This is a genomic window from Pseudomonas sp. MD330_10, assembly GCF_042610415.1.
Taxonomy (GTDB): domain Bacteria; phylum Pseudomonadota; class Gammaproteobacteria; order Pseudomonadales; family Pseudomonadaceae; genus Aquipseudomonas; species Aquipseudomonas rhodesiae.
This window is the reverse complement of record NZ_JBHGZU010000021.1, coordinates 1-20,799: the sequence shown is the minus strand read 5'-3', so window position 1 is coordinate 20,799 and position 20,799 is coordinate 1. Positions and strand designations below refer to the sequence as shown.

21 protein-coding genes and 1 pseudogene are annotated in these 20,799 nt (G+C 59.0%); 11 read left to right on the top strand and 11 right to left on the bottom strand.

The annotated features are described in order from the left end of the window. Nucleotides 1-114 precede the first annotated feature (114 nt). Nucleotides 115-741: a glutathione S-transferase family protein gene (locus tag ACFZPT_RS23445; protein WP_034099258.1), complete on the top strand. Its 627-nt coding sequence runs from the start codon at nucleotides 115-117 to the stop codon at nucleotides 739-741. Between the two features lie 36 nt (nucleotides 742-777). Here ACFZPT_RS23445 and ACFZPT_RS23440 read toward each other — a convergent pair whose 3' ends face one another. Together ACFZPT_RS23440 and ACFZPT_RS23435 are read right to left on the bottom strand one after the other, a co-directional pair. Next, nucleotides 778-1,158 (bottom strand): cupin domain-containing protein, encoded by a 381-nt coding sequence (locus ACFZPT_RS23440; protein ID WP_034114597.1) that lies wholly within the window; start codon nucleotides 1,156-1,158, stop codon nucleotides 778-780. Nucleotides 1,159-1,234: 76 nt separating this feature from the next. After that, nucleotides 1,235-2,998, bottom strand: a complete 1,764-nt coding sequence (locus ACFZPT_RS23435; RefSeq protein ID WP_034114595.1) for a S8/S53 family peptidase — start codon at nucleotides 2,996-2,998, stop codon at nucleotides 1,235-1,237. Between the two features lie 125 nt (nucleotides 2,999-3,123). Between ACFZPT_RS23435 and ACFZPT_RS23430 the strand changes: the two genes are divergently transcribed. After that, complete coding sequence (locus ACFZPT_RS23430; protein WP_034099255.1) at nucleotides 3,124-4,584, top strand: MFS transporter; 1,461 nt, start codon at nucleotides 3,124-3,126, stop codon at nucleotides 4,582-4,584. Nucleotides 4,585-4,599: 15 nt separating this feature from the next. On the opposite strand, the gene ACFZPT_RS23425 is transcribed toward ACFZPT_RS23430, so the two are convergent. The 3 genes from ACFZPT_RS23425 to ACFZPT_RS23415 form a co-directional block, all read right to left on the bottom strand. After that, the gene (locus tag ACFZPT_RS23425) at nucleotides 4,600-5,019 is read right to left on the bottom strand and encodes a YeeE/YedE family protein (RefSeq protein ID WP_034114593.1); all 420 of its coding nucleotides are present in this window, start codon (nucleotides 5,017-5,019) and stop codon (nucleotides 4,600-4,602) included. A gap of 2 nt (nucleotides 5,020-5,021) precedes the next feature. Continuing rightward, the gene (locus ACFZPT_RS23420) at nucleotides 5,022-5,453 is read right to left on the bottom strand and encodes a YeeE/YedE family protein (RefSeq protein WP_034099251.1); all 432 of its coding nucleotides are present in this window, start codon (nucleotides 5,451-5,453) and stop codon (nucleotides 5,022-5,024) included. A gap of 162 nt (nucleotides 5,454-5,615) precedes the next feature. Continuing rightward, nucleotides 5,616-6,842 (bottom strand): MFS transporter, encoded by a 1,227-nt coding sequence (locus ACFZPT_RS23415; RefSeq protein ID WP_034099249.1) that lies wholly within the window; start codon nucleotides 6,840-6,842, stop codon nucleotides 5,616-5,618. Between the two features lie 285 nt (nucleotides 6,843-7,127). On the opposite strand from ACFZPT_RS23415, the gene ACFZPT_RS23410 reads away from it, so the two are divergent. From ACFZPT_RS23410 to ACFZPT_RS23400, 3 genes are all read left to right on the top strand, one after another. Then, nucleotides 7,128-7,922 carry a hypothetical protein gene (locus ACFZPT_RS23410; RefSeq protein ID WP_034114591.1) on the top strand — a complete coding sequence of 265 codons (795 nt, stop codon included), beginning with the start codon at nucleotides 7,128-7,130 and terminating at the stop codon, nucleotides 7,920-7,922. 106 nt (nucleotides 7,923-8,028) lie between these two features. Beyond that, nucleotides 8,029-8,394 (top strand): hypothetical protein, encoded by a 366-nt coding sequence (locus ACFZPT_RS23405; protein ID WP_034114589.1) that lies wholly within the window; start codon nucleotides 8,029-8,031, stop codon nucleotides 8,392-8,394. Between the two features lie 55 nt (nucleotides 8,395-8,449). After that, nucleotides 8,450-9,229 (top strand): SDR family NAD(P)-dependent oxidoreductase, encoded by a 780-nt coding sequence (locus ACFZPT_RS23400; RefSeq protein WP_034114587.1) that lies wholly within the window; start codon nucleotides 8,450-8,452, stop codon nucleotides 9,227-9,229. A gap of 3 nt (nucleotides 9,230-9,232) precedes the next feature. Here ACFZPT_RS23400 and ACFZPT_RS23395 read toward each other — a convergent pair whose 3' ends face one another. Together ACFZPT_RS23395 and ACFZPT_RS23390 are read right to left on the bottom strand one after the other, a co-directional pair. After that, entirely contained in the window at nucleotides 9,233-9,688 is a 456-nt protein-coding gene (locus ACFZPT_RS23395) for a VOC family protein (protein ID WP_034114585.1), read from the bottom strand. Between the two features lie 75 nt (nucleotides 9,689-9,763). Continuing rightward, entirely contained in the window at nucleotides 9,764-10,711 is a 948-nt protein-coding gene (locus ACFZPT_RS23390; RefSeq protein WP_034114583.1) for an AraC family transcriptional regulator, read from the bottom strand. A 173-nt stretch (nucleotides 10,712-10,884) separates the two neighbouring features. On the opposite strand from ACFZPT_RS23390, the gene ACFZPT_RS23385 reads away from it, so the two are divergent. The 3 genes from ACFZPT_RS23385 to ACFZPT_RS23375 are packed head-to-tail and all read left to right on the top strand — an operon-like array spanning nucleotide 10,885 to nucleotide 13,346. After that, nucleotides 10,885-11,313: a hypothetical protein gene (locus tag ACFZPT_RS23385; protein ID WP_034114580.1), complete on the top strand. Its 429-nt coding sequence runs from the start codon at nucleotides 10,885-10,887 to the stop codon at nucleotides 11,311-11,313. Nucleotides 11,314-11,316: 3 nt separating this feature from the next. Further along, on the top strand, nucleotides 11,317-12,678 hold the full coding sequence (locus ACFZPT_RS23380; RefSeq protein WP_052229586.1) for a M48 family metallopeptidase: 1,362 nt from the start codon (nucleotides 11,317-11,319) through the stop codon (nucleotides 12,676-12,678). Nucleotides 12,679-12,680: 2 nt separating this feature from the next. Further along, the gene (locus ACFZPT_RS23375) at nucleotides 12,681-13,346 is read left to right on the top strand and encodes a hypothetical protein (protein WP_052229585.1); all 666 of its coding nucleotides are present in this window, start codon (nucleotides 12,681-12,683) and stop codon (nucleotides 13,344-13,346) included. Between the two features lie 8 nt (nucleotides 13,347-13,354). Here ACFZPT_RS23375 and ACFZPT_RS23370 read toward each other — a convergent pair whose 3' ends face one another. The 4 genes and pseudogenes from ACFZPT_RS23370 to ACFZPT_RS23355 all read right to left on the bottom strand — a co-directional run bounded on the left by ACFZPT_RS23370 (nucleotide 13,355) and on the right by ACFZPT_RS23355 (nucleotide 17,048). Next, complete coding sequence (locus tag ACFZPT_RS23370) at nucleotides 13,355-14,224, bottom strand: GyrI-like domain-containing protein (protein ID WP_034114570.1); 870 nt, start codon at nucleotides 14,222-14,224, stop codon at nucleotides 13,355-13,357. 356 nt (nucleotides 14,225-14,580) lie between these two features. Continuing rightward, nucleotides 14,581-14,748 (bottom strand): annotated as a pseudogene (locus ACFZPT_RS23365) (AAA family ATPase); the annotation flags it as partial. A 287-nt stretch (nucleotides 14,749-15,035) separates the two neighbouring features. Continuing rightward, entirely contained in the window at nucleotides 15,036-16,409 is a 1,374-nt protein-coding gene (locus ACFZPT_RS23360) for an IS1182 family transposase (protein WP_034099228.1), read from the bottom strand. Nucleotides 16,410-16,583: 174 nt separating this feature from the next. Further along, nucleotides 16,584-17,048, bottom strand: coding sequence for a MarR family winged helix-turn-helix transcriptional regulator (locus tag ACFZPT_RS23355; protein ID WP_034114568.1), 465 nt, complete (start codon nucleotides 17,046-17,048; stop codon nucleotides 16,584-16,586). 97 nt (nucleotides 17,049-17,145) lie between these two features. Between ACFZPT_RS23355 and ACFZPT_RS23350 the strand changes: the two genes are divergently transcribed. The 3 genes from ACFZPT_RS23350 (at nucleotide 17,146) to ACFZPT_RS23340 (ending at nucleotide 20,566) form a co-directional block, all read left to right on the top strand. Then, complete coding sequence (locus ACFZPT_RS23350; protein ID WP_034114566.1) at nucleotides 17,146-17,514, top strand: antibiotic biosynthesis monooxygenase; 369 nt, start codon at nucleotides 17,146-17,148, stop codon at nucleotides 17,512-17,514. A 50-nt stretch (nucleotides 17,515-17,564) separates the two neighbouring features. Then, nucleotides 17,565-18,005: a hypothetical protein gene (locus tag ACFZPT_RS23345; protein ID WP_249745108.1), complete on the top strand. Its 441-nt coding sequence runs from the start codon at nucleotides 17,565-17,567 to the stop codon at nucleotides 18,003-18,005. Nucleotides 18,006-18,409: 404 nt separating this feature from the next. Further along, nucleotides 18,410-20,566, top strand: a complete 2,157-nt coding sequence (locus ACFZPT_RS23340; protein ID WP_379555797.1) for an AAA family ATPase — start codon at nucleotides 18,410-18,412, stop codon at nucleotides 20,564-20,566. The last annotated feature ends 233 nt before the right edge of the window (nucleotides 20,567-20,799 follow it).

Sequence of the window (20,799 nt, the reverse complement as noted above, 5' to 3'; positions counted from 1 at the left end):
CGGCTCGGCCTGCACCGAGCCGCTCGCCACACTCACGCGGTTGGTTAATGCACGGCACTCGGCCGCGTTGGCGTAGTCTGTTGCTACACACCTACTGTCGCCCGCGGAGTTTGTATGATCACTGTCCACCATCTGAACAACTCGCGCTCCCAGCGCATCCTGTGGCTACTGGAAGAACTGGGCCTGCCCTACGAGATCAAGCGTTACCAGCGCGACTCCAAGACCAACCTCGCGCCGCCTGAACTCAAAGCGGTCCACCCACTGGGCAAGTCCCCGGTGATCGAGGACGGCCCCCATGTGGTGATCGAGTCCGGCGCCATCGTTGACTACCTGATCCGCCGCCACGGCCAGGGCCGCTTGCAGCCCGATCCGGCCAGCGCCACCTATGACGAATACGTGCAATGGCTGCATTTCGCCGAAGGCTCGGCGATGCTGCCGTTGATGCTCAACCTGTATGTCGGCCGCCTGGGCGAGGCCGGCGCGCCGTTGCATCCGCGTATCGAATCGGAACTGGCCAACTACCTGGGCTACCTCAACGACGTGCTGGCGCGCACCCCGTACCTGGTGGGTGAAGCCATCAGCGGCGCGGATATCCAGATGAGTTTTATCGGCGAAATCGCCCAAGCCCAAGGCAAATTGCAGGCTTACCCGCATCTGGCGGCGTGGCTGCAACGCCTGCAAGCGCGCCCGGCCTACCGCAAAGCGGTGGAGCAGGGTGGCGAGTACGCGTTCGCAAAATGACCGTGTGATGCAGGCGGCATTGTCGTCGAGGAATGTTCAGATCCACACATCATTCGTCGCCGTGCGATCGCCGCCTTCATGCCCGGTGTTCAACACGCCACGCGGCTCGATCATCAGCAACCGGGCTTCGCCCTCCGAAGCCGTGCGGTGCTGCATGCCACGCGGCACCACATACAGTTCGCCTGGCGCCACATACACCGGCCCGTCCGGCAGATCGATGCGCAAGGTGCCTTCGAGCACCAGGAACGCTTCGTCGGTTTCCGGGTGGGCATGCCAGATGAACTCACCTTCAATGCGCACCACTTTGAATTGGTAGTCGTTCATTTGCGCAACGACCCTGGGGCTCCACTGTTCAGGGATAAGCGAAGCTTTGCGGGTGAGGTTGATCGGTTGTGCGGTGGGGTTTGACTGAGCCATCACGAAGCCTCTGATCATTTATAGGATGACCAGACTATCGACGCGATGGCCAAACGGGCTTGCACGATTGTGCGCGTCAGCGCACCCGCGTGCGGCTCTGCACCGCCAGGTCCAGGGCCTTTTGCATGTCCAGGCGGGCCGAGCGTCCTACGTCTTTGTCGTCAAGCTGGTAGTTGCGCTCCGAGGGCAGGATTGGCGCGGTGAGGTCTTGGGCGTCGCTGCGTTCGAAATCATGCTGATCACCGATGGTCATGGCGCTACGGCGCAGCAGCATGCGCAGTTGCTCGGGCTGCAACTGCGGGTTAATCGACAGCATCGCCGCCGCGAGGCCGGCCACCATTGGCGTCGCGTACGAGGTGCCGCAATGCACGGCGCCTTGTTCGTCGGCCCCCGGCGTCGAAGCGTGGGTGCAGGCTGCGGCGGTGATGTCCACGCGCATATCCACGTTCGATGAGCTGCGGGTGACCGCATAGCCTGGATCATCCACCCCCACGTCAGTGCGCTCGCTGCGCTGGTGCCCGCCCACCACCAACAGTTGCTCGGTGATAAACGAGGAGGGCAGGCGATAGTCATCGGTGCCGGAGAACGCCGAGCCATTCCCCGCGGAATTCACCACGATCACGTCGGGATGTTCCTTGCGCAGCCACAGGAAAAATTCCTCCAGCAGTTCCTCGTAGCCGCTCATGGCGATGCCCGAGCGCACCAGGGAATCGACCTCCTTGCCGTTGACGTCTTGAGTGCCGACGCGATGGATACCCCAGCTCCAGTTCAGCACCCGCACGCCGTCCTCCACCAGGTTGACCGAGGCGGCGATGTTGGCGGTGATGCCGGCGTCGGAGTTGCGGTCAACGATGACCTCGAAGCCGCCGCTGGCCTTATCCAGACCGCTCAGCAAGCCCCGGTTGCCGCCCTTGTCCCAGCGCGCCGCGAGGATGCCGGTGACGGTAGTGCCATGGCTGTCGGGCTTGGAGGTGTCGCGAGCGTACACGCAGGTACGCTTCCCCGTGCATGCGCCGAGGTCGTCGGCGAAGTCCGCGGTGTCGAAATCCACGCCGCGTTCGATCACGCCGATGCGAATTGGTTGTGGCGTGATCGGTGTGTGGTGCCCAGGGATGCGCCGCTGATAGTAGGCCACCGCGTCGAGAAAACGGTTGGCGGCCCACTCATCGGAGTCCGGCGCAGGCTTGCTCGGCGTGGCCTGTGGCGCGGCCTGCTCCTGTTCTTCGGCGCCCGACTCTTCGATCACCACCGCATCTACCCCGGTCTCGCTGCCCAGGCGCAGCACCAGCGCGTCACGCTGCATCAGGTCTTTGGCGGGCAAACGTAGTTGGTAGACATTCAGCGGCGCGATGGCACCAACCACCGTCGCCCCGTATTTACGGGCCAGGCGCTCGGCTTCCTGGCGGCCGTTCTGGTCTTCCTCGATCAGCACGCTGACCAGGTCCACATAGGTGGTCAGGCCGTCCATGTTCTTTGCCACTTCATCCGGGCGGGCGGCCATCACATGGCTGTGGCGCAGAGTGAGCCATGCCGCGTTACTGGTGCGCGGGCCGTCCTCCAGCCATAACGGGCCGCTCTGGTAGTGGCTGCTGTCGAGGCGCAGGCGCAGGGTGTTGCTGTCACGCACGACGGTTGGCGCGGGCAGGGCCTTACCCGCCAGTTTCAACTGCGGCGTGGCAGCGCCCAGCCCGCGGACGCTGAGGCACCAGTCCTGCTCGCGGTTTTCCAGCAGGTCGCCGCAGCGCTTGAGGTTTTCCAGGCGCAGGGGCTCCTGGGCACAGGCGGCTGCGCTGGCGGCCAATGTGAAGAGGGTTGCGAGGGCGGAGGATTTGAAGGGCATGGGCCAGGTTCTTTGCCGGGAGGTGTTGTTCCGACTACGGCAAGGTGTGCCGCGTTCCAAGACTTTGAACTCCTGCGGCGCCGCTTGGCTCCTATTTCGTAAGGTTCTGCACCAGGGATGTCGCGATGACCGATCTACACCTGCCCGCCGGTAAGCCCGGCACCGTCTTTGAAACCGACCTGCCGGCGCGCCTCGACCGCTTGCCCTGGGGCCGCTTTCACACCTTGCTGGTGTTCGCGCTGGGGATCACCTGGTTGCTCGACGGCCTGGAGGTGACCTTGGCCGGCTCAGTGTCCGGCGCGCTGAAGGCCAGCCCCGAACTGCGCATGAGCAATTTCGACATCGGCCTGGCCGGCGGCGTGTACATCGCTGGCGCCGTGCTCGGGGCGCTGTTGTTCGGCTGGCTCACCGATCGCCTGGGGCGGCGCAAACTGTTCTTCATTACCTTGTGGCTGTACATCGGCGCTACGGCGGCCACCGCGTTTTCATTCAGCCTGGAGAGCTTTTTGCTGTTTCGCTTTCTCACCGGCATGGGCATCGGCGGCGAGTACACCGCGATCAATTCGACCATTCAGGAATTCACCCCGGCGCGTTATCGCGGCTGGGTCGACCTCACCATCAACGGCACCTTCTGGCTGGGGGCGGCGCTGGGTGCCGGTGGGGCCATTGTGTTGCTCGACCCTAACGTGGTCGGCGGCGACCTCGGCTGGCGCCTGTGTTTCGGCATCGGTGCGGCCCTGGGCCTGATTATTCTGGTGATGCGCCTGTGGTTGCCGGAAAGCCCGCGCTGGTTGCTGATTCACGGCCGGCACGACGAAGCCCTGCGCATCGTCGAAGGTATCGAAGCCCGCCTGCGCGACCAGGGCCACACACTGCCGGCGGTCAACAGCCCGGCTTTGCGGTTGCACCCCCGCGATCACACGCCCTTGGGTGAAATCTTTTACACCCTGTTCGTCAGCTTTCGCCGCCGGGCGCTGGTGGGCATGACCCTGCTGACCGCCCAGGCGTTTTTCTACAATGCGATCTTCTTCACCTACGCGCTGGTCTTGACTGACTTCTACCAAGTGCCCGCCGAACAGGTTGGCTGGTATGTGCTGCCGTTGGCCCTGGGCAATTTCTGTGGGCCGCTGCTGTTGGGGCGGCTATTCGACGTGATTGGCCGGCGCGTGATGATCAGCCTCACCTATGCGGTGTCTGGCGTGTTGCTGGCCCTGAGCGGTTACGCCTTTGCGCAAGGCTGGTTCGATGTGACCCAGCAAGCCATAGCGTGGATGGTGATCTTCTTCTTCGCGTCGGCTGCGGCCAGCTCGGCCTACCTGACCGTTGCCGAAACCTTTCCCCTGGAAATCCGCGCGTTGGCCATCGCGGTGTTTTATGCCTTCGGTACCGGGCTGGGCGGGATTATCGGGCCGACCCTGTTCGGGCAACTGATCCAGACACAGCAGCGTGGCAGCCTGTTGATCGGCTATCTGATCGGCGCCGCATTGATGTGCGGCGCGGCGCTGGTGCAGGCGATCTGGGGCGTGGCGGCGGAACGGCAAGCATTGGAAAGCGTGGCCAGGCCGTTGTCACAGGCCAAGGATTGAAGCGCGGCGGGCGAGTCAACGCCGCCGGCGCGATTCAAGCCCTTCGAATATTCCCATGCCCACCAGCATGGCGAGTACGAACACTAGCACCTGCCACTGCCCCGTCAGCACCAGCGCTATCGCCGGCCCGGGGCACAAGCCGGCAATCGCCCAGCCCATGCCGAACAGTAGGCTGCCCAGCACCAGGCGTTTGTCGATGCGGCTCTGCGTGGGCATCTGCATCGGCGCGCCCAGCAACGACATGTTGCGCCGTCGGGCGAAGTAGAACAGCACGCCGCTGACCATCAGCGCACCGCCCATCACCCATGCCAGCGAAGGGTCCCATTCGCCTGCGAGATCCAGAAACCCCATGACTTTGGCGGGATTGGTCATGCCGCTCAGGTACAGTCCCAGGCCGAAGATCAGGCCAGTCAGTAACGCCGTCAGTCGACGCATGTTCAAACCCCCAGCCAATGGCGGATCACATAGACCCCGACAAAGCCACTGCCCATAAAACACCCCACTGCCACCATCGAACGTGGCGACAATCGCGACAGCCCGCAGATCCCATGCCCGCTGGTACAACCGGCGCCATAGCGCGTCCCGATCCCCACCATCAACCCTGCCACCACCAACCCAAAACCGCCGACCGGAAACGACGAAGCCGGCAGTTCACCGAACAGCGACCACAGCCACGGAGAAACCAGCAGGCCGGTCAAGAACAGCGCTTTCTCGCCACGGCCCTCGCCATGGCGTGACAGCAGGCCGCCCAACAACCCGCTGATACCGGCGATGCGGCCGTTAAACAGAATGAACAGCCCGGCCGATAACCCAATAAGGGCACCGCCGAGCAGGGAGGACCAAGGGGTGAAATCTGGGGAGAGGGTCATGGGGTAGGACCAGTGGGGGAGGGTGATGTACCGCTAGCATAGTTTGGATGCTTGAGCCTGTGAAAGCTGGCTTTCGGTCGCATCCTTGAGACGTCGCCAGCAGAGGGGACCTTCACGATGACGGCGCATCAGCCCCCCTGCCTCAAGCGCAGTGCCGACGGTTCAGCAAGCCTGCGCCACCAACCCATTACTGACCCTGCGCCCCAGCACCAGCACCGTGGCGAAGCCCAGCACCACCAGCCCCGTAGCCATACTGAGCAGCACCGAGCTGCCCATCTGATCAACGATGCGCCCACCAAAGAACGAGCCCAGGGCGATGATCACCTGGAACAAGGCGACGAACAGCGGCATGCCGCGCTCCACGTCCTTTGGGGCGACGACGAACATCCAGATACTCGCGCAGGCCGGAAAGGCGCCGAAGGCGAAGCCCCACAAGGCGATCAGCATGGCGGCGCCGGTCAGGCCGGTGGCGAAGTACGGGAACAGCGCGGTGCTTGTGCCGATCATCAGCGCCACCAGCAACAAAGTGTGGCGCACGCTGCGGTTGGCGGCGAAGCCGGCGAAGATATTGCCCATCACGCCTGCCACGCCATACAGCAATAACAGCGAGCCAATGGTCGGCCCGTCGAAGCCGGAGCTGTGCTTGAAGAACGGCGCCACATAGGTGTAAGCGGCAAAGTGCGCCAGGCCGATCAGCAGCACGGCAATCAAGCCGACCCGGGCCTGTGGGTTGATGAACAGCGCAGGTAGATCACTGATGCGAATGGCTTTCTCCGGGGTGAGCCGGGGCAGCAGGAAGATCTGCGCCAGCAGCACCGGCACGCCCACCAACGCGGTAACCAGAAACGTCATGCGCCAGCCCATCAGGCCGCTCAGCCAGGTCCCGACGGGCACGCCCAGCACGGTGGCCAGGGTTACGCCGACCATGATGATCGAAGTCGCCTGCGCCACGCCGACCCCTTTGGGCGCCAGGCGCCCGCTCAGCGCAATGGCCGTGGCCCAGAAGCCGCCGATGCTGATGCCCAGTAACACACGACCGAACAGCAACAAGCTGAAGTCGCTGGCATAGGCCACGACGGCGTTGGCGATGATCATGATCAGCGTCAGGCCGATCAGCAGATAGCGCCGGTCCATCGCGCCGATACTCACCGACAGCAACGGCGCTGCCAGCGCGGCCATGATGCCGGGCAGCGTCACCATCAGCCCGGCGTGGCCGGCGCTGATGCCTAAGTCGCTGGCGACGTCATTGAGCACCCCCACCGGCAGAAATTCGCTGGTAACCAGGGCGAAGGCGCCCACGGCGACCGACAGAATCGCCAACCACTGTTGTTTGACGCTTTGCTGATTATGTTCGGGAAGGCCACGAGGGGCCTGGCTGGCGCTTGGCATAAGTTGGGTTCCGGGAGAGGGCCGACTGAAGTCAGTCGACGGGGACGCGGGGAGGAAAGTGGAGGCGATTATAGGAAGCCGGTCTGGCGATTAAACAGGTCGGTGGTTCGATAGTGATCATCACTGCAATTAATGCGCGCTGCTCAACGAAGCGCTTTAAAGCGATAACGCGTAAATGTTTCGCAAACATCAAGGCGGAACGTACGCAGTTGCTGCTCCACTACAAAGGGACGCTTCGAAAGAAGCGGTTTGTATTTTTCCCGTCAATACAGTGAGTCCCAACACATGACTACGGTTAACAGCACGCCAACGACATCCTCTACCTCCCAGGCCAGTTACGTCACTCCAGGGGTTGACGACTCGACGGCCGCGTCGCGGCTCTTCGACGATCTTAATTCCTCTGTTGCGCTAGAGGGGGGGCTGTACGAGACCGCCAAGCAATCGGCCATCCATGGTTCTATTTTGAACAACTTCAATCCCCTGCCCACGCTTGAACAAATGCGTCTTCAAATCAGTGATTCTGATTGGAACTCAGTGGCAAACGTTCCCAGTGCTCGCCTGGGCGCGCTGCTCCATACGCCTTTGGGCAAGGAGCTGGGAAAAAAACTGGGAGAAAAGCTCAAGAGCCAGCTTGGCGGTGATCAATCTCCGACGAGTTTTGACCTCACGGCGGCGGGGGCCTTCAGTCTGTTGGAGAAAGGCAGCTCCTCCGAAGCGTCAGCCAACCCCACAAGCCCCACTCATTTTGCGGGCATTCAACTGAAGCCATTTGCTTCTAGCACCCCGCAAGAGGTATTCGACAACTTGGCCAGTAATCTCGTGCGCAAGGGCCTCGTCTCGCAAGCGTTGGCGCCTGCCGCGGCGTATTTGGTTTTGTGGAAAACCATGCCCGAATACCTCATTAGAGACATGCCTGCCAACTTCGATTTCAACTCCGCTGAAGGGATGAAGTTCACCGCCCAGGTACGCAAGATGGAGGCCGATGCGCCGGTGTCTGGCATTCAGCGTACGTATCAAGAAATTGAGGACCTGATGTATCCCGAGCGCGCAGAAACCCGGCGAGCCCAGACGGTGATTTAACTTCGCCGGGGATAGGTTTTCTGAGATAACGCTGGCATGGCCCTGAATTATCCAATAGGTTCTGGCTTTATTGTCCTGCGCCATCAACTCCTTCGGAATTCGCCCCATGCTTCTGCGTTCCAGCCTGTTATGCCTGTGCTTGTTCAGCGGTCTGTCTCAGGCCGCTGTCGACTGCTCCGCGATGGCGGAAAAAATCTCCGGCACGGCGCCTGAATTTCATCCTGCGGTGCAGGGCAAGGTTATCGGCACCGGGCGCGCGCATTTTCATACCGCGCCGGATGAGGCTTGTGCCAACAAGAAGCTGTTCGTGATCCCCGGTGACGGCCTGACGGTCTACGCCATGCTGGAAGACCAGACCTGGGTGCAAGTGAATTTCGTGGCCAAGGATGGCGAGGACTACACCGGTTGGCTCAAGGCCGACCGGGTTGAGATTGGGGAGGCGTACGGCGCGCCGTCGGACGAGGTGGAGTGATCGGCGCCATGGAGGGCGCGAGCAGTCTGTCCAGGTAACCGCGAGGAGCTGTGCAATGGTGAACGACTGGAAGGGCCAGGTCGCGCTGGTGAGTGGCGCTGGCAGTGAGCAGGGGATTGGCCTGGCAATTGCGCGGCGGCTGGGAGCGGCGGGGGCAAAGCTGATCATCACCGGCAGCAGTGCCCGCATCCACGAGCGCGTCGCGCAATTGAGCGAGGAGGGTTACGAGGTGCAAGGGCGTGCGGCGGACCTCACCCAAGCCGATCAGGTCGCGCAATTGGTGGCGTGGGCTGAGTCGTGCTGGGGTCGAATCGATGTGCTGGTGAACAACGCGGGCATGGCGATGCAGGGCGACGCCGAAGCTTTCGCTGAGGTGGCCAGCATGAGCCTCGATGCTTGGAATGCGTCAATCGCGCGCAACCTGACCACGGCGTTTCTGCTGACTCGCGCGGTCCTGCCGGGGATGCAGCAGCGTCGTTACGGGCGCATTGTACAGGTCAGCTCCACCACCGGCACCCGGGTCAGCAACCCTGGCGAGGCGGCGTATGCGGCGGCCAAAGCCGGCATGGTGGGTATGAACATGAGCCTGGCGTTGGAAGTCGCGCCCTTTGGCATCACCGTGAACTCGGTGGCGCCGGGGTGGATCGCGACGCAGTCCAGCACCGCCGAAGAAATCGCCGCCGCTCAGTATGTGCCCGTGGGGCGTGCCGGCAGGCCGGATGAGGTCGCGGCAGCGGTGGTGTTTCTGGCGTCGCCGGAGGCCAGCTACATCACCGGCGAACTGCTGGTGATCGACGGCGGCAACTGCCTGTCGGAGAACAAAGGCCCGCGTTGAGGTTCAGGCAAATGCCGCCACCATAAACGCCTCAAGCCCTTGCTCCTCAAGGATTTCGATGGAGAAGTGCCCGAAACGCTTGGGCAGCCAGATGATGCGCGTGCCCGCCGGCGATTGCAGGTCCTCCAGGGCCAACGGTAGGCCGTTTTCGTCCTCGGGCTGCACACCCTTGGCGACCAGTTCGGCGTAAGCCACCTCGATGTCCGGCGTGGTGTAGCAATGCCGGTAAATCATGCCCTCACCGTGAGTGTCCAACAGCATCCGCAGGTTGCCGGCCAACGGCTGTACCAGCATAAAACGCTCCTGGCCCATCAGCGCTACCGCATAGCGCACATGCAGGCCGCCGCGTTCCCAGACCTGAGTCGTGGAGATGCGCGCATTAAGAATGTTGGCGTAATAAGCGCACGCCTCGTCGAGGTCCTCGACCAAGATATCGACGTGACTGAATTTCAGATCCATTGCTGGCCATCCGGCGAAAGAGGGAAGCCCACGACAGTAGCCGATTTGCGTGCCCCAAAACACCTTGTGCCAATTCTAGGATTCAGCCCCCGGCGGATGACCGAAATACGCCTTATAGGCATGGTTGAAGTTGGCAGGGTTGGCGTAGCCCAGGCGGTGGGCAATCTGCGCGACGTGCCATTTGCGCTGGCGCAGTAGGGTGCGCGCCAGTTCCAGGCGTTGTTGGCGCACGTAATTGAGCATCGACTGGCCGTACACGCGGCTGAAGGCGCGTCTCAGGGTGGTTTCGCCCACGCCCAGTTCCCGTGCCAGCGCCAGCGTACCGGGTGGGTTCATCAGGTTGGCGTCGAGCTTGAAGCGTGCCTCGTGTGCCAGGTCCGAATGGCTGCGCAGCGGGACCATGGGCTTGGCTGGCTGCGGCGCCAGATGCGTCGCCAACTCGACCAGCACGGCCAGGCTCAGGCTTTCCTGATTCAGCCGCTCCAACGCCCCTTGGTAGGGCGAGTGATAAAGGCGCTCGAACAAACGCCCGACGGCGCGACAGCCATGCAACTCCGAAAAGTGCATGCCATCGTCGAGCAGCCTGGCCAGCGGTTGCAGTGACGGGTCTTCTTCGGCCAATTCGCGTAGATAGTCGCCGCCGATGCGCAGCCCCGCCATGCGCGCACGGCTGCCGGCAGGCATCTGGTCCATGGCTTCCATGCTTTCGCTCAAGCCCAGTACATGGGGCGCGCCGGGGGTGTATTGATTGAGCCGACCGTCCACCCGATGCTGCCATTGACCACCCAGCACCTGCACGATGCACACGCTGTCGGGCAGCACTTTGTGGATGCGCAACGGCTCGGGAAACTGCAAGTCGCAGTCGAAATATTGCACATGTGGCCGCACCGTCTGCGCGCGGTAATGGCCGATCGCGCTGCCCATGACCTGCCGTGCGCTGTCATCGAATACACCGGCCTGGTCCAGGGCCTCCGGGTGATCGAAGCAGAAGCGGGTGTCCAAGTAGGGGTTGCGGCGGTCCATTGGCAAAAGCGTCCGTTAGAGCTGGTGGGCAGCGTTGCATGATATCGACATCGGGCAGGCCGATCAGTTGTTGTGAGTCACGGCCTTATTGTTGTGCGCCACGGCCGGCCCGCTTGGCAGGCGGCCAAGCGTTGATTTCAATGGTCGGCTTTGAACTGTCGAGGAAGCCGCAAATGTTGATGTATCGCAAGTGGGCAGCGCTGCTGGGCTTGGTTCTGGCCGTGATCGCGGGGCTCGCCCATGCTGACAACCGCCCGGAAGTCGCGGAAAAAGTGCTGGCCTATGCCGGTGAAGGCGGCGTGAAAGTCTGGACCCTGCGTATCGGTGCGCGCAGCGACAATCAGGCGCTGGTGCAGCTAGAGGGCGTGGACCATGACTGGAACATGAAGATCCAGAAGATGGCCGTGGAAAAGACCAGCAAGGACACCCGCTATTCCACCACCGTGGACGGTCAGAAGTTCGTGGTGCTGGTGCTGCAACAAGGTTGGGGCGAACTGTACTTGCCCGGCGAGTCGCAGACGCTGAACGTCGGTTATGACGAGTTCCTGTCCAGCCAAGGCAATGCACAGGCCTTTTTGACCGATTATTTGCAGGCCAACTGAGCCATGGGCCGATTCGCGCGGTGGTCGTGGCCGCTGACGATGTTGCTGCTGCCGCTGGTATTGATGGGCTGGGCCAGTGTGCAAAGCGGGCGTGTCGATGACGTGCTGCGCGAAGCACAGAGTGTCGGCAGTGACTATGCCTGGCTGCGCGTGCGTCAGGTGCTGGCTGGGTTGGCCTACTGGCTGGCCCTCGCCGCATTCGTGGCCGGGCCCGCGACGTGGCTCAAGCTGCGGCTGGATGCCTGGCGCGCGCTGAAGTCCAGGGATTTTCTCTACCACCGCCTGTTTCTCTGCTGGCGTGCCTTGGGGCATTGGCTGGCGGCGTACACCGCGCTATTGGTGGGGGCATTGGCCTTGAGCCTGTTGTATGAACTGAGCTGGGGCTGGAGCCACTTCAAGGCCGGTGGCTGGTTCATGCTGCTGGTGGCAGTGCCGGTGGTTGCCGTGCTGTGGGCCGGATGCTTGCTGATCGGGCGTCTGCGCCAGCAATGGCATGCCCTGGATAGCCCGTCCTCGGCGTTTCTGGGGCAAAGCATCGGGCGCGACAAGGCTCCGGCCTTGTGGGCGTGGATTGAACAACTGGCCACCGCCACCGGCGCGCCGGTGCCCGACCATATCGTGGTGGGCATCGACCAATCGTTTTTCGTCACCAGCGTCGATGTGCTCTTGCAACCGCCCGGCGACTCGCTCAGCGGGCGCACCCTTTACCTGCCGCTGACCTACCTCTCGACCCTGAGCCAGGCCGAGACGGCATCCATCATCGGTCATGAGCTGGGCCATTTCAGCAGTCGCGACACCGAGCGCGGCAGCGAAATCGGCGCGCATTTCAGCCTGATGTGTCTGCACTGTGCGTTTATCCGCGCTGAAGATGCCGACCCGGCCTGGATCGAGCGTCCGGCGATCTGGATGACGCAGCGTTTCCTGCACCACTTTCAACTGGCGGTGCATCACTGGGGCCGCGCTCAAGAACTGGTCGCGGATCGGGTGGGCGGCAACATCGGTGGCGAGCGGCTGTTCTGCCAAGCGCTGTTACGGGTGATCGCGCTGGACGCTGAAATCAACACGCTGCTCAGCGAGCGTCACCCCAACCTGATCCAGGCATTGGCCGACCATCTGCGCCATACCCCGCTGCGCCTGAACGAGGCAGCACTGGATCACGCCATCGCCCACCCTTTCGATACGCACCCGCCCACGGCATTACGCCTTCAGCAACTGGGCGTCACGCTGGATGAAGCCCTGCTGGCCGAGGCCACCCGTGTGCCCACCGAACACGACCGACACTGGTTCAGCCAACTCACCCGTACGGCGTCGTCGGCTGCCACACAGCCCGTATCACCGCCGATATCAACCGTCCAAGGAGAATGACCATGACCCAACCCACCGATCCGCTGGCGGATCTCGCCGGTGCACTCAGCCAGGAATATGCCGACTCCCGCGACGCTCAACGCAAGCGTGCGGTCGCCGAACTTGAGCAGGTTATCCAGCGCGTACCCGAGCAGACCGAATTCACCAACTCGCGCCGGTACAAGGTGCGCGGTCCGCTGTTTTTACTGATTTCCCTGGCGCTGCTGGGGTTCGCGCTGCACCGGGGCTCCACCGGCCTTGGCGTGTGTGCCGCAGTGATGGCCGTGGTGTTCGTGCTGCTCACCTGGCAGCACCGCAACGCCGGGCAACACGCCTTTATGCGCCTGACCCGCCGCCAGCTGTTTGTGGACACCCTCAGCGCGCCAGTGGATCTGGTGGACATTGTCGACGTCTCCATCAGTGAGGAAGGCTGGCTGACGGTGCAGAAACTGATTTTGCGTGCCGATGCGCCCCTGCCTGTCCATCGCTCCGCGCGACAGCTGTTCGGCAACCAGGCCCTGGCCCTGAAAAAGCCCCAGCCGCAGATCCGCATCCAGTCCGCCGGCCTGATGCAGGGCGGCCGCACCCTGGACTGCGACCATATCGCAGAGATCCTCAACGCCTATTGCCAGGCCGCCCATGCGCAACGTCACCTCGATGCGTTGCGCCAGGAAACCCAGCGGGCTTGATCGGTCCGCTAGCGCAGCGGCACATACACATCGGTCTGCCATTGATCCTGCGGCGTCTCGGGGTAGACGCTCAGGTAATGGAAGAACAGCGGGTGGTCGCGAAGCTCCTCGCCGCTGGCAGGCAGCCAATCGCGGTAAATCGGATAAATCGTTTCGCCGATATGATCCGGCGAGCCCACATGCCGCACCACCACGCAGCGCCCGGCAGGAATGATGCGCGCATGCACGCCAAACCCATTCGGCGCCACCGCCTCGTCAATCTCGCCACAGATAGCAAAGCGAAACGCCTCGGGCGCAGTGGTATCGGGGTTGTTATAGGGAATGCCAAACGTGCGGCTCGACGCCACCGGCGACTGGCCGCTCTGCTTGCGCCATTGGATAAATCGGCTGGTCGTCTGGTCGACCAGCCCGGCGGGCCCGCAATGCTCAAGCGCGGCCACCTGGGTGTGGGGAAATTCTACGATGCGTAATTGCATGATGATCGTCCTGGAAAAGTGAGGGATAGCGAACACCGCATTCCAGGTCTGCCAGTTCGGCGCCTTCCTGAACGCACTCGGCGCCATACCGAACGCCCGCCGGAACGCCCGGCTAAATGCCTCCGGGCTATCGAAACCGGCACTGAGCGCGGCCTCCAGCACCGAATAATCGGCAGCGGTTGCCAGGCTATGGGCCGCACGACGCAGGCGCATCAGTTGCACATAACGCGACACCGGCACGCCGACAAACGCGGTGAACTGTCGATGGAAGTGAAACACCGAAAAATTCGCCACCCGGCTCAACGTATTCACCGACAGGTCGCCTTCGAGGTTGGCCTGGATGTAGGCGAGGACGGCGTTGAAGCGCTTGGTGTAGGCGCGTTGGGTCGGCGTCTCGGACACTGGGAGAAACTCCTGGAAGGGCGGTCGGCGATAGAGTCGACTATAGCGGGGCGCGCGTGCCTAGCCGGGTTTGCTCAAGGTGCGATTGGGGTAAGAGTCTCTACACAACCCGTTCAGTGAAAACATAACCTGAGAACATCAGGTTTTTGTGGTGAGCAGGCTTGCCCTGCGCTGGGCTGCGAAGCAGCCCTGAGACCAAACGCTGAGTACCAACAGAAGAGTTCCAATACCTTTATTGGGCCTGCTTCGCAGCCCAGCGCAGGGCCAAAACGCTCACCACAACGTTATTTGTCGCCTGTGAGAGTGTCGTGTGAATAGCTAAGGCGCGATTGGCGCAATCAAACATCACGCGCCTAGACCTCGTTACAAAAGCGCGTCTTCTCGTCCCAGCTGCGTTCTACCCAACCGGGTTGCCAGTGGATGGTATCGATATGAATCACCGGCAAGCCCGTACGCTGGCCAAGCTTGCGCGCTAACGTACTTTTGCCGGAACCGGGTTGACCGACGATCATCACGCGCTGCATTGGGACTCCTTTTGGGTTGAGCACGTTGAGTGGTTGGTGGGGGATTTTGTGTTAATGGCGGTGTGTGTCAACAAAAGGGAGGTTGGTGGTGTGGGGGGGGCGTTTGACATATGGCGGTTGGGAAAGGCAGCTTTCGGCCGATTCTGTTGAAAAAGTCGGATTTACCGCTCGCCTGAACTCAGGCACTAGAACCAACTCACCACATTGAGTGGTTTCTCGGCCCTTCGTTGACCGTTGCTGCTCAGTTAGTGGGTTAATTTGAGGTTTTTTGCTGAGTGCGGGCGCACCTATCCCGTGGCAGGTGGCCCTTGAGATGTAAATTTAGCCAGCCGTCTCAGGTTCTGCACCGCAGCGGCCAGCGTGAATTCATCCGTCGCGCCACTCATGCCACGTAGTCGCAAGCGATCCAATTTCAGGATGCGCTTGAGGTGGGCAAACAACATTTCGACCTTCTTACGTTCGTGGCGAGAGCGCACGTACGCAGGTGTCGTTGCGATTCGCCGAGCCACATCGCGCGCGGCTTCATGGACGCTGCGGGCGATCTTGCGGAACGCAGTGTTCGGGCAGCACTTGGCTTTCATCGGACAGGCAACGCAGTCGCTCTGCCTGGATCGGAAGATGATGGTGTTGGCTTTGGTGACGTGCGAACGCTCGTTCTTGAAGGCTCGCCATTCGCTACGTAATGCATTGCCAGCCGGGCAGCAGTATTCCTCAGTCTCTTCATTCCAGCGGAAATCGTTGCTCGAAAAACTGTCGTTCTTGCGTTCGGTTTTGTCCCACATCGGCACATGTGGCTCGATGTTCTTTTCCTCCACCATCCAGGCCAGCATCGGCGCGGTACCGTAAGCGGTGTCGCCAATGAGGCGTTCCGGCTTGATGTCGAACTGCGCTTCGACCCGATCGATCATTGTCTTGGTGCTCTCGACTTCTGCGGTTCGATGAGCCGGTGTGGGTTCCACATCCATGATCACGCCGTGCTCGGTATCGATCAGATAATTCGTGGAGTAAGCGTAGAACGCTGGGCCACCTGGAGCTGCGGTCCAGCGGGCCTGAGGATCCGTCAGCGACAGGCGTTTCGGTAGCGTTTCGGCCAAAGCCTCCTCATCGAGGCCTTCAAGGTACTCACGCACAGCGCGAGTGCTCAGGGCCGGATCGCTCCAGTTGATCTGTTCATCACCCGGTACGCCGCGCTGCCGACTCGCATCCGCCTTGATGATGCTGGCGTCCACGGCAAAGCCTTCACCTTTGACCAAGCCTGCGTCCATGCAACGACGCAGCACTTCATTGAACAACCAGCGAAACAGATCGCTGTCCCGAAAACGGCCTTGTCTATTTTTGGAAAATGTCGAGTGGTTGGGGACTTCATCTTCAAGGCTTAACCGGCAGAACCAGCGATACGCCAGGTTCAAATGGGCCTCTTCGCACAGCCGCCGCTCTGAGCGAATGCCGTAGCAATAGCCCACGATCAGCATGCGGATCATCAGCTCAGGATCAATCGACGGACGCCCAATCGGGCTATAGAAATCGGCGAGGTAATGGCGCAGGTCGCTCAGATCGAGACACCGATCAATGCTGCGCAGAAGATGATTGGCTGGGATGTGATCTTCAAGGTTGAACGAGTAAAACAGCCGATCCTGCCCACTCGATAACTGTCCCATCATGCTCTGTGATCCCCCGCCGGCCAATGAAGCAATTTTGCCGCAGGTCAAACAGGGGAGCTACTTTTTCAACAGAATCGGCCAGAAGCGGACGTCTGTGAACCACCATTTACAAGCTGATCCGGTCTTTTGTTGCCTGAGCTTTTGGCAAGCTGGACTATGCTGGGGCTGGCCGGGTCAGTCGGCCTGGTCTTCCTCAAGCCTATTGCGCAGGTGGTTTAGAACCTGATGGGTAGTCTGGATAGCATCGATGTCCAACCCCTCCGCCAGCTCATTAATCCAGGGCGTCTGAAGATTCATCGCCAGATCGAATGCTTCTCTTCCAGCTTCAGTCAGGACAACCAACTGCGCCCTGCGGTGGTGTGGGTTCGGCTGAAACTCCAGCAGTCCATCCTTCACCAGATCGTTAACGATCCGCTGAACGTTTTGCCGATTTGCCCCCATGTCGCGAGCAATCCATGAAACCGGTTGTGCTCGTTCGGCGTAAACAATAGTACCCAGTAGTTGCCAGCGGGCGCTTGTCAGACCTAGCTCTGCGACGAGTCGATCGCCTGCAGTAAGCAGACGCGCACTTGCTCGAAAGATCTCAAGAGCCAGATCGCTCATCGCGCGTCCTGGGGGGCTGTAGTTTGTCTTTTTCATGGCGCGAATCCTTCCACGTTGACACCATGATGTCAATCGCAGTAGGTTTGGAACCTGAAACCCAAATTGTCATCATGATTACAATGTAGAGGTCGCCATGCTTTCTATCCGCCCCCTTGATCCGATCGTGCCCATTACTCAACAGCTGCAATGCAGCGAAGCTCCAGTGGTATTGATCAACCTCTTCACTGTCGACGCAGACGATATACCTGACCTCCTTTGCGCATGGGAGCTGGATGCCAACTGGATGAAACAACGTGCCGGTTTCATCTCCACGCAGCTCCATCAGGCCATCGGTGGCAGCAACATGTTCTTGAATTACGCCGTATGGGAATCGGTAGAGCGGTTTCGCGATGCTTTCAATCATCCAGAATTCACCAATGCCTTAGCGCGGTATCCCTCAAGTGCCTTGGCCATGCCGCATCTGTTCACCAAGGTAGCTGTGTCGAATATCTGCACGGCCTGAGTATTAACCAACTGTCTGACGGTATTAGATAAATGCTTAGACGATTACATTTGATCTCCAGCACGCTGGCACTGACCTGCATCGCCACCTTCTTTCTGTCGACTATTTTTGTCGAACTCATCGGATCCGGACACTCGATAGCCTCACTCAAGCACCTGATCGTGAGTCCCGGGCTTTGGATACTGGTACCGGCAATGATTGCGACCGGTGCAAGTGGAGTGCTAATGAGTCGGAAACGACAAGGACGACTGGTCGCTTTGAAGAAGAAACGCATGCCATTCATTGCCGCCAATGGCCTGCTGGTTCTGATGCCGTGCGCCATTGTGCTTAACCAATGGGCGTCGGCGGGAAGCTTCGATACGCGTTTTTACCTCGTACAGGTAATCGAACTGATCGCAGGGGCCACCAATCTCGCATTAATGGGGCTGAATATGCGTGACGGCCTGCGCCTCAGCGGCCGACTGCTGCGGGTTGCACGTCACAGACAGTAAGCTGAATACTTGTTTCTGCTTGTCTTAAAAAGCTGGGCCGAAATCCGCCGTTTGTGACCGCTAGCTATCGGCCAGAAGTGGACTGTTACCCAATAGGTAACTCTGTCCCCTATTCCGTGCAAATGAACGATGGATCTATACGGATCAGCCAGTAGTGAAAGGCAGCCAGGGGTGGCTGGTGAGAGCTGTGGACATCCACTCAGCGCCTAGGCATATGATCTATTAGAAAAAAGGGGTCTGATACGCCCCGCAGAGGCTCTAGCTCGGTCTCAAGCCAGGTTTGTACACGCCCAAAAATCTTTGTCCTCGCCTAGAGTAGATGAGGAAGGTGTTCCCGTCGTCGCCTATGCTCCTTGCTGTCAACAATAATGGCCCAAAGCCACTTAGAAAAAGGGAGTCAGGATGTGATCACGGAATTGAATATCGATGGCGTCGCTAGCTACAAATCCAAATCTATTCTCTCTCCAACCAGAAAGACATCGCTAATTTATGGGCTTAATGGAGCCGGGAAAAGCACTATTTCCGAGTTTCTATATAACCAGAGTGAGCCGCGGTTTGCTAAATGCAGTGTAAAATTAAGTCAGCCGTGTGATTTTCTAGTCTATAACCAAAGCTTTCTCAACGACTACTTCTACGAAGAAGATAATTTAAAAGGAATTTTTACTCTTTCGAAAGAGAACAAGGTGGCACTCCAAAGAATTGAAGCAGAAACGAAAGAGCTGGACAAACATCGTGCTGCGCAACAGGAAAACTCCGCAGCCTCTTCAGCAAACTCTGCCAAATTAGGCCAAGAGAAATCGAAAGCGAGCACAAAGATCTGGGAAATAAAAACGAGGTATGCTGGTGGAGATCGTGTATTGGAGTTCTGCATGGATGGTTTGAAAAAGACAGATCTTCTTTTTCAGCACGTTCTTGGGCTTCCCTTGCCAGAAGCTGCACCGGAATACACGGCCGATGATTTAAAAGCTGAGGCCTCATCAATCGAAGGTGAAGGTGCTGTTACGTATAATAAAATTCCAAACATTTCTGCTGGTTGGCTAAGTATTGAGGACAATTCGCTCTGGTCGAAGATCATTGTAGGCAGTCAAGAAGGTTCAGCCGCCGAGTTCATAGCCAAGGCAGGTAATTTTGATTGGGTGAAAGAGGGCCTTCAGTTCGTTTCGAATGACAAAGATCAGCAGGAATGCCCCTTTTGCCAGCAAGAAACGGTCACCAAAAGTTTTATTGAGTCCATAAGTTCAGTATTTGATGAGGCTTACAAGGCTGATGTTAACTCGCTGGAGTCAATGAAAAGTACCTATGAAACACTGACCTCTAGCTTGAACCTCCACGACATCTCAAACGCTGCGCTTGCGAGTAAAGAACTAGTAGAAACATGGAATATCGCATCTGAGGCTTTGAGAGCATCAATACGCGAGAACGTCCTGCTTATTGGCAGCAAGGTCAAGAGCCCGAGCGCGGCAGTTAGTCTTACCGACACCAAGGCAACTGTTGATGTGCTTAACGGTTTGCTCAACGACCTGAACACATTGATCGAATCGCATAATGACAAACTCACGAACAAGAAAAAAACTCGGGACGATATAAAGGCTCGTTTTTGGGCTTTGATGCGTTGGGACTACGATCAAACCATTTCTGCCTACTCTCAATCGGCCACTGACATTAAATATGAGGCCAGCCAAATCAGCCAAGCCGCCAGCAAAATAAATGAATCTATCGGAGCCTCCAATCTCAAAATTTCTAATCTTAGAAAACAAACTGTTAATATCGAAGAATCTATCGAAAATATAAATCGCGGACTGGTAGAGATCGGCATCGATGGTTTTTCTGTGATACCACATGGCGAGAACTTCTATCGCGTTTCAAGGGCCAGTGATCAAGGGAACGCATTTCACTCGCTAAGTGAGGGCGAGAAAACAGTCATTAGCTTTCTGTACTTCATTGAGCTTTGTAAAGGGCAGAAGACGGCCGATGCCGTCCCGCAGACGAAAGTAGTGGTGATTGATGACCCGATCTCAAGCCTTTCACACCTTTATGTTTTCAATGTCGGGCAGTTGATTAAAAGATACTTCATCAATGATAAAAGCTATGCCCAAGTTTTTGTCCTGACTCATAGCCTGTATTTTTTCTATGAGCTAACGCACACTAACAAAGAGAAACGGGCCGAGACGCAGCATCTTTTCAGGATTATCAAAAATGCAAATGGAAGCTCTGTAATTTCAATGAGCTATGAGGGAATCCAGAATGATTACCAGTCTTACTGGTCAATTATAAAGGACCAAGCCTCACCGCCTGCGCTAATTGCAAACTGCATGCGCAACATTGTCGAATACTTCTTTAATTTTGTTCAAAAGAAAGACTTTAATAATGTTTTCCAAAAACCAGCCCTGTCAGGCGATAAGTTCGTGACGTTCTACAGATATATGAATCGAGAATCCCATTCGTTGGGACAAAATATTTTTGATATCAAAGAATTTGACCATCAAATATTCAAGGACGGCTTGAGGTTGATTTTCGAAGAGTCAGGATATGGAGAGCATTACCAGGCGATGAATAAGTAAATCCGACATGAGACGGGCACTCACCATATGGCGAGTACTCCGTCTCATCGGCAATTAGCCAGGCTCTCTCCGTCAGGACGGGTGAAGCCAGCCCCATCACGAAACCAGGTGGGTGGAAAAGGGGGCAGATTTATTCACTGGGTGACCGTCCGCTTTTGGCCCAGAGTGTGTAAAAACGCCCGGACATACCCTTGCTATGATTTCTGAGAATTTCATCGCAAGGGAAGCCCATG

Coding starts and splice junctions, on each gene's coding strand:
- ACFZPT_RS23445 (WP_034099258.1), top strand. CDS start 115: ATGATCACTGTCCACCATCTGAACAACTCGCGCTCCCAGCGCATCCTG.
- ACFZPT_RS23440 (WP_034114597.1), bottom strand. CDS start 1,158: ATGGCTCAGTCAAACCCCACCGCACAACCGATCAACCTCACCCGCAAA.
- ACFZPT_RS23435 (WP_034114595.1), bottom strand. CDS start 2,998: ATGCCCTTCAAATCCTCCGCCCTCGCAACCCTCTTCACATTGGCCGCC.
- ACFZPT_RS23430 (WP_034099255.1), top strand. CDS start 3,124: ATGACCGATCTACACCTGCCCGCCGGTAAGCCCGGCACCGTCTTTGAA.
- ACFZPT_RS23425 (WP_034114593.1), bottom strand. CDS start 5,019: ATGCGTCGACTGACGGCGTTACTGACTGGCCTGATCTTCGGCCTGGGA.
- ACFZPT_RS23420 (WP_034099251.1), bottom strand. CDS start 5,453: ATGACCCTCTCCCCAGATTTCACCCCTTGGTCCTCCCTGCTCGGCGGT.
- ACFZPT_RS23415 (WP_034099249.1), bottom strand. CDS start 6,842: ATGCCAAGCGCCAGCCAGGCCCCTCGTGGCCTTCCCGAACATAATCAG.
- ACFZPT_RS23410 (WP_034114591.1), top strand. CDS start 7,128: ATGACTACGGTTAACAGCACGCCAACGACATCCTCTACCTCCCAGGCC.
- ACFZPT_RS23405 (WP_034114589.1), top strand. CDS start 8,029: ATGCTTCTGCGTTCCAGCCTGTTATGCCTGTGCTTGTTCAGCGGTCTG.
- ACFZPT_RS23400 (WP_034114587.1), top strand. CDS start 8,450: ATGGTGAACGACTGGAAGGGCCAGGTCGCGCTGGTGAGTGGCGCTGGC.
- ACFZPT_RS23395 (WP_034114585.1), bottom strand. CDS start 9,688: ATGGATCTGAAATTCAGTCACGTCGATATCTTGGTCGAGGACCTCGAC.
- ACFZPT_RS23390 (WP_034114583.1), bottom strand. CDS start 10,711: ATGGACCGCCGCAACCCCTACTTGGACACCCGCTTCTGCTTCGATCAC.
- ACFZPT_RS23385 (WP_034114580.1), top strand. CDS start 10,885: ATGTTGATGTATCGCAAGTGGGCAGCGCTGCTGGGCTTGGTTCTGGCC.
- ACFZPT_RS23380 (WP_052229586.1), top strand. CDS start 11,317: ATGGGCCGATTCGCGCGGTGGTCGTGGCCGCTGACGATGTTGCTGCTG.
- ACFZPT_RS23375 (WP_052229585.1), top strand. CDS start 12,681: ATGACCCAACCCACCGATCCGCTGGCGGATCTCGCCGGTGCACTCAGC.
- ACFZPT_RS23360 (WP_034099228.1), bottom strand. CDS start 16,409: ATGATGGGACAGTTATCGAGTGGGCAGGATCGGCTGTTTTACTCGTTC.
- ACFZPT_RS23355 (WP_034114568.1), bottom strand. CDS start 17,048: ATGAAAAAGACAAACTACAGCCCCCCAGGACGCGCGATGAGCGATCTG.
- ACFZPT_RS23350 (WP_034114566.1), top strand. CDS start 17,146: ATGCTTTCTATCCGCCCCCTTGATCCGATCGTGCCCATTACTCAACAG.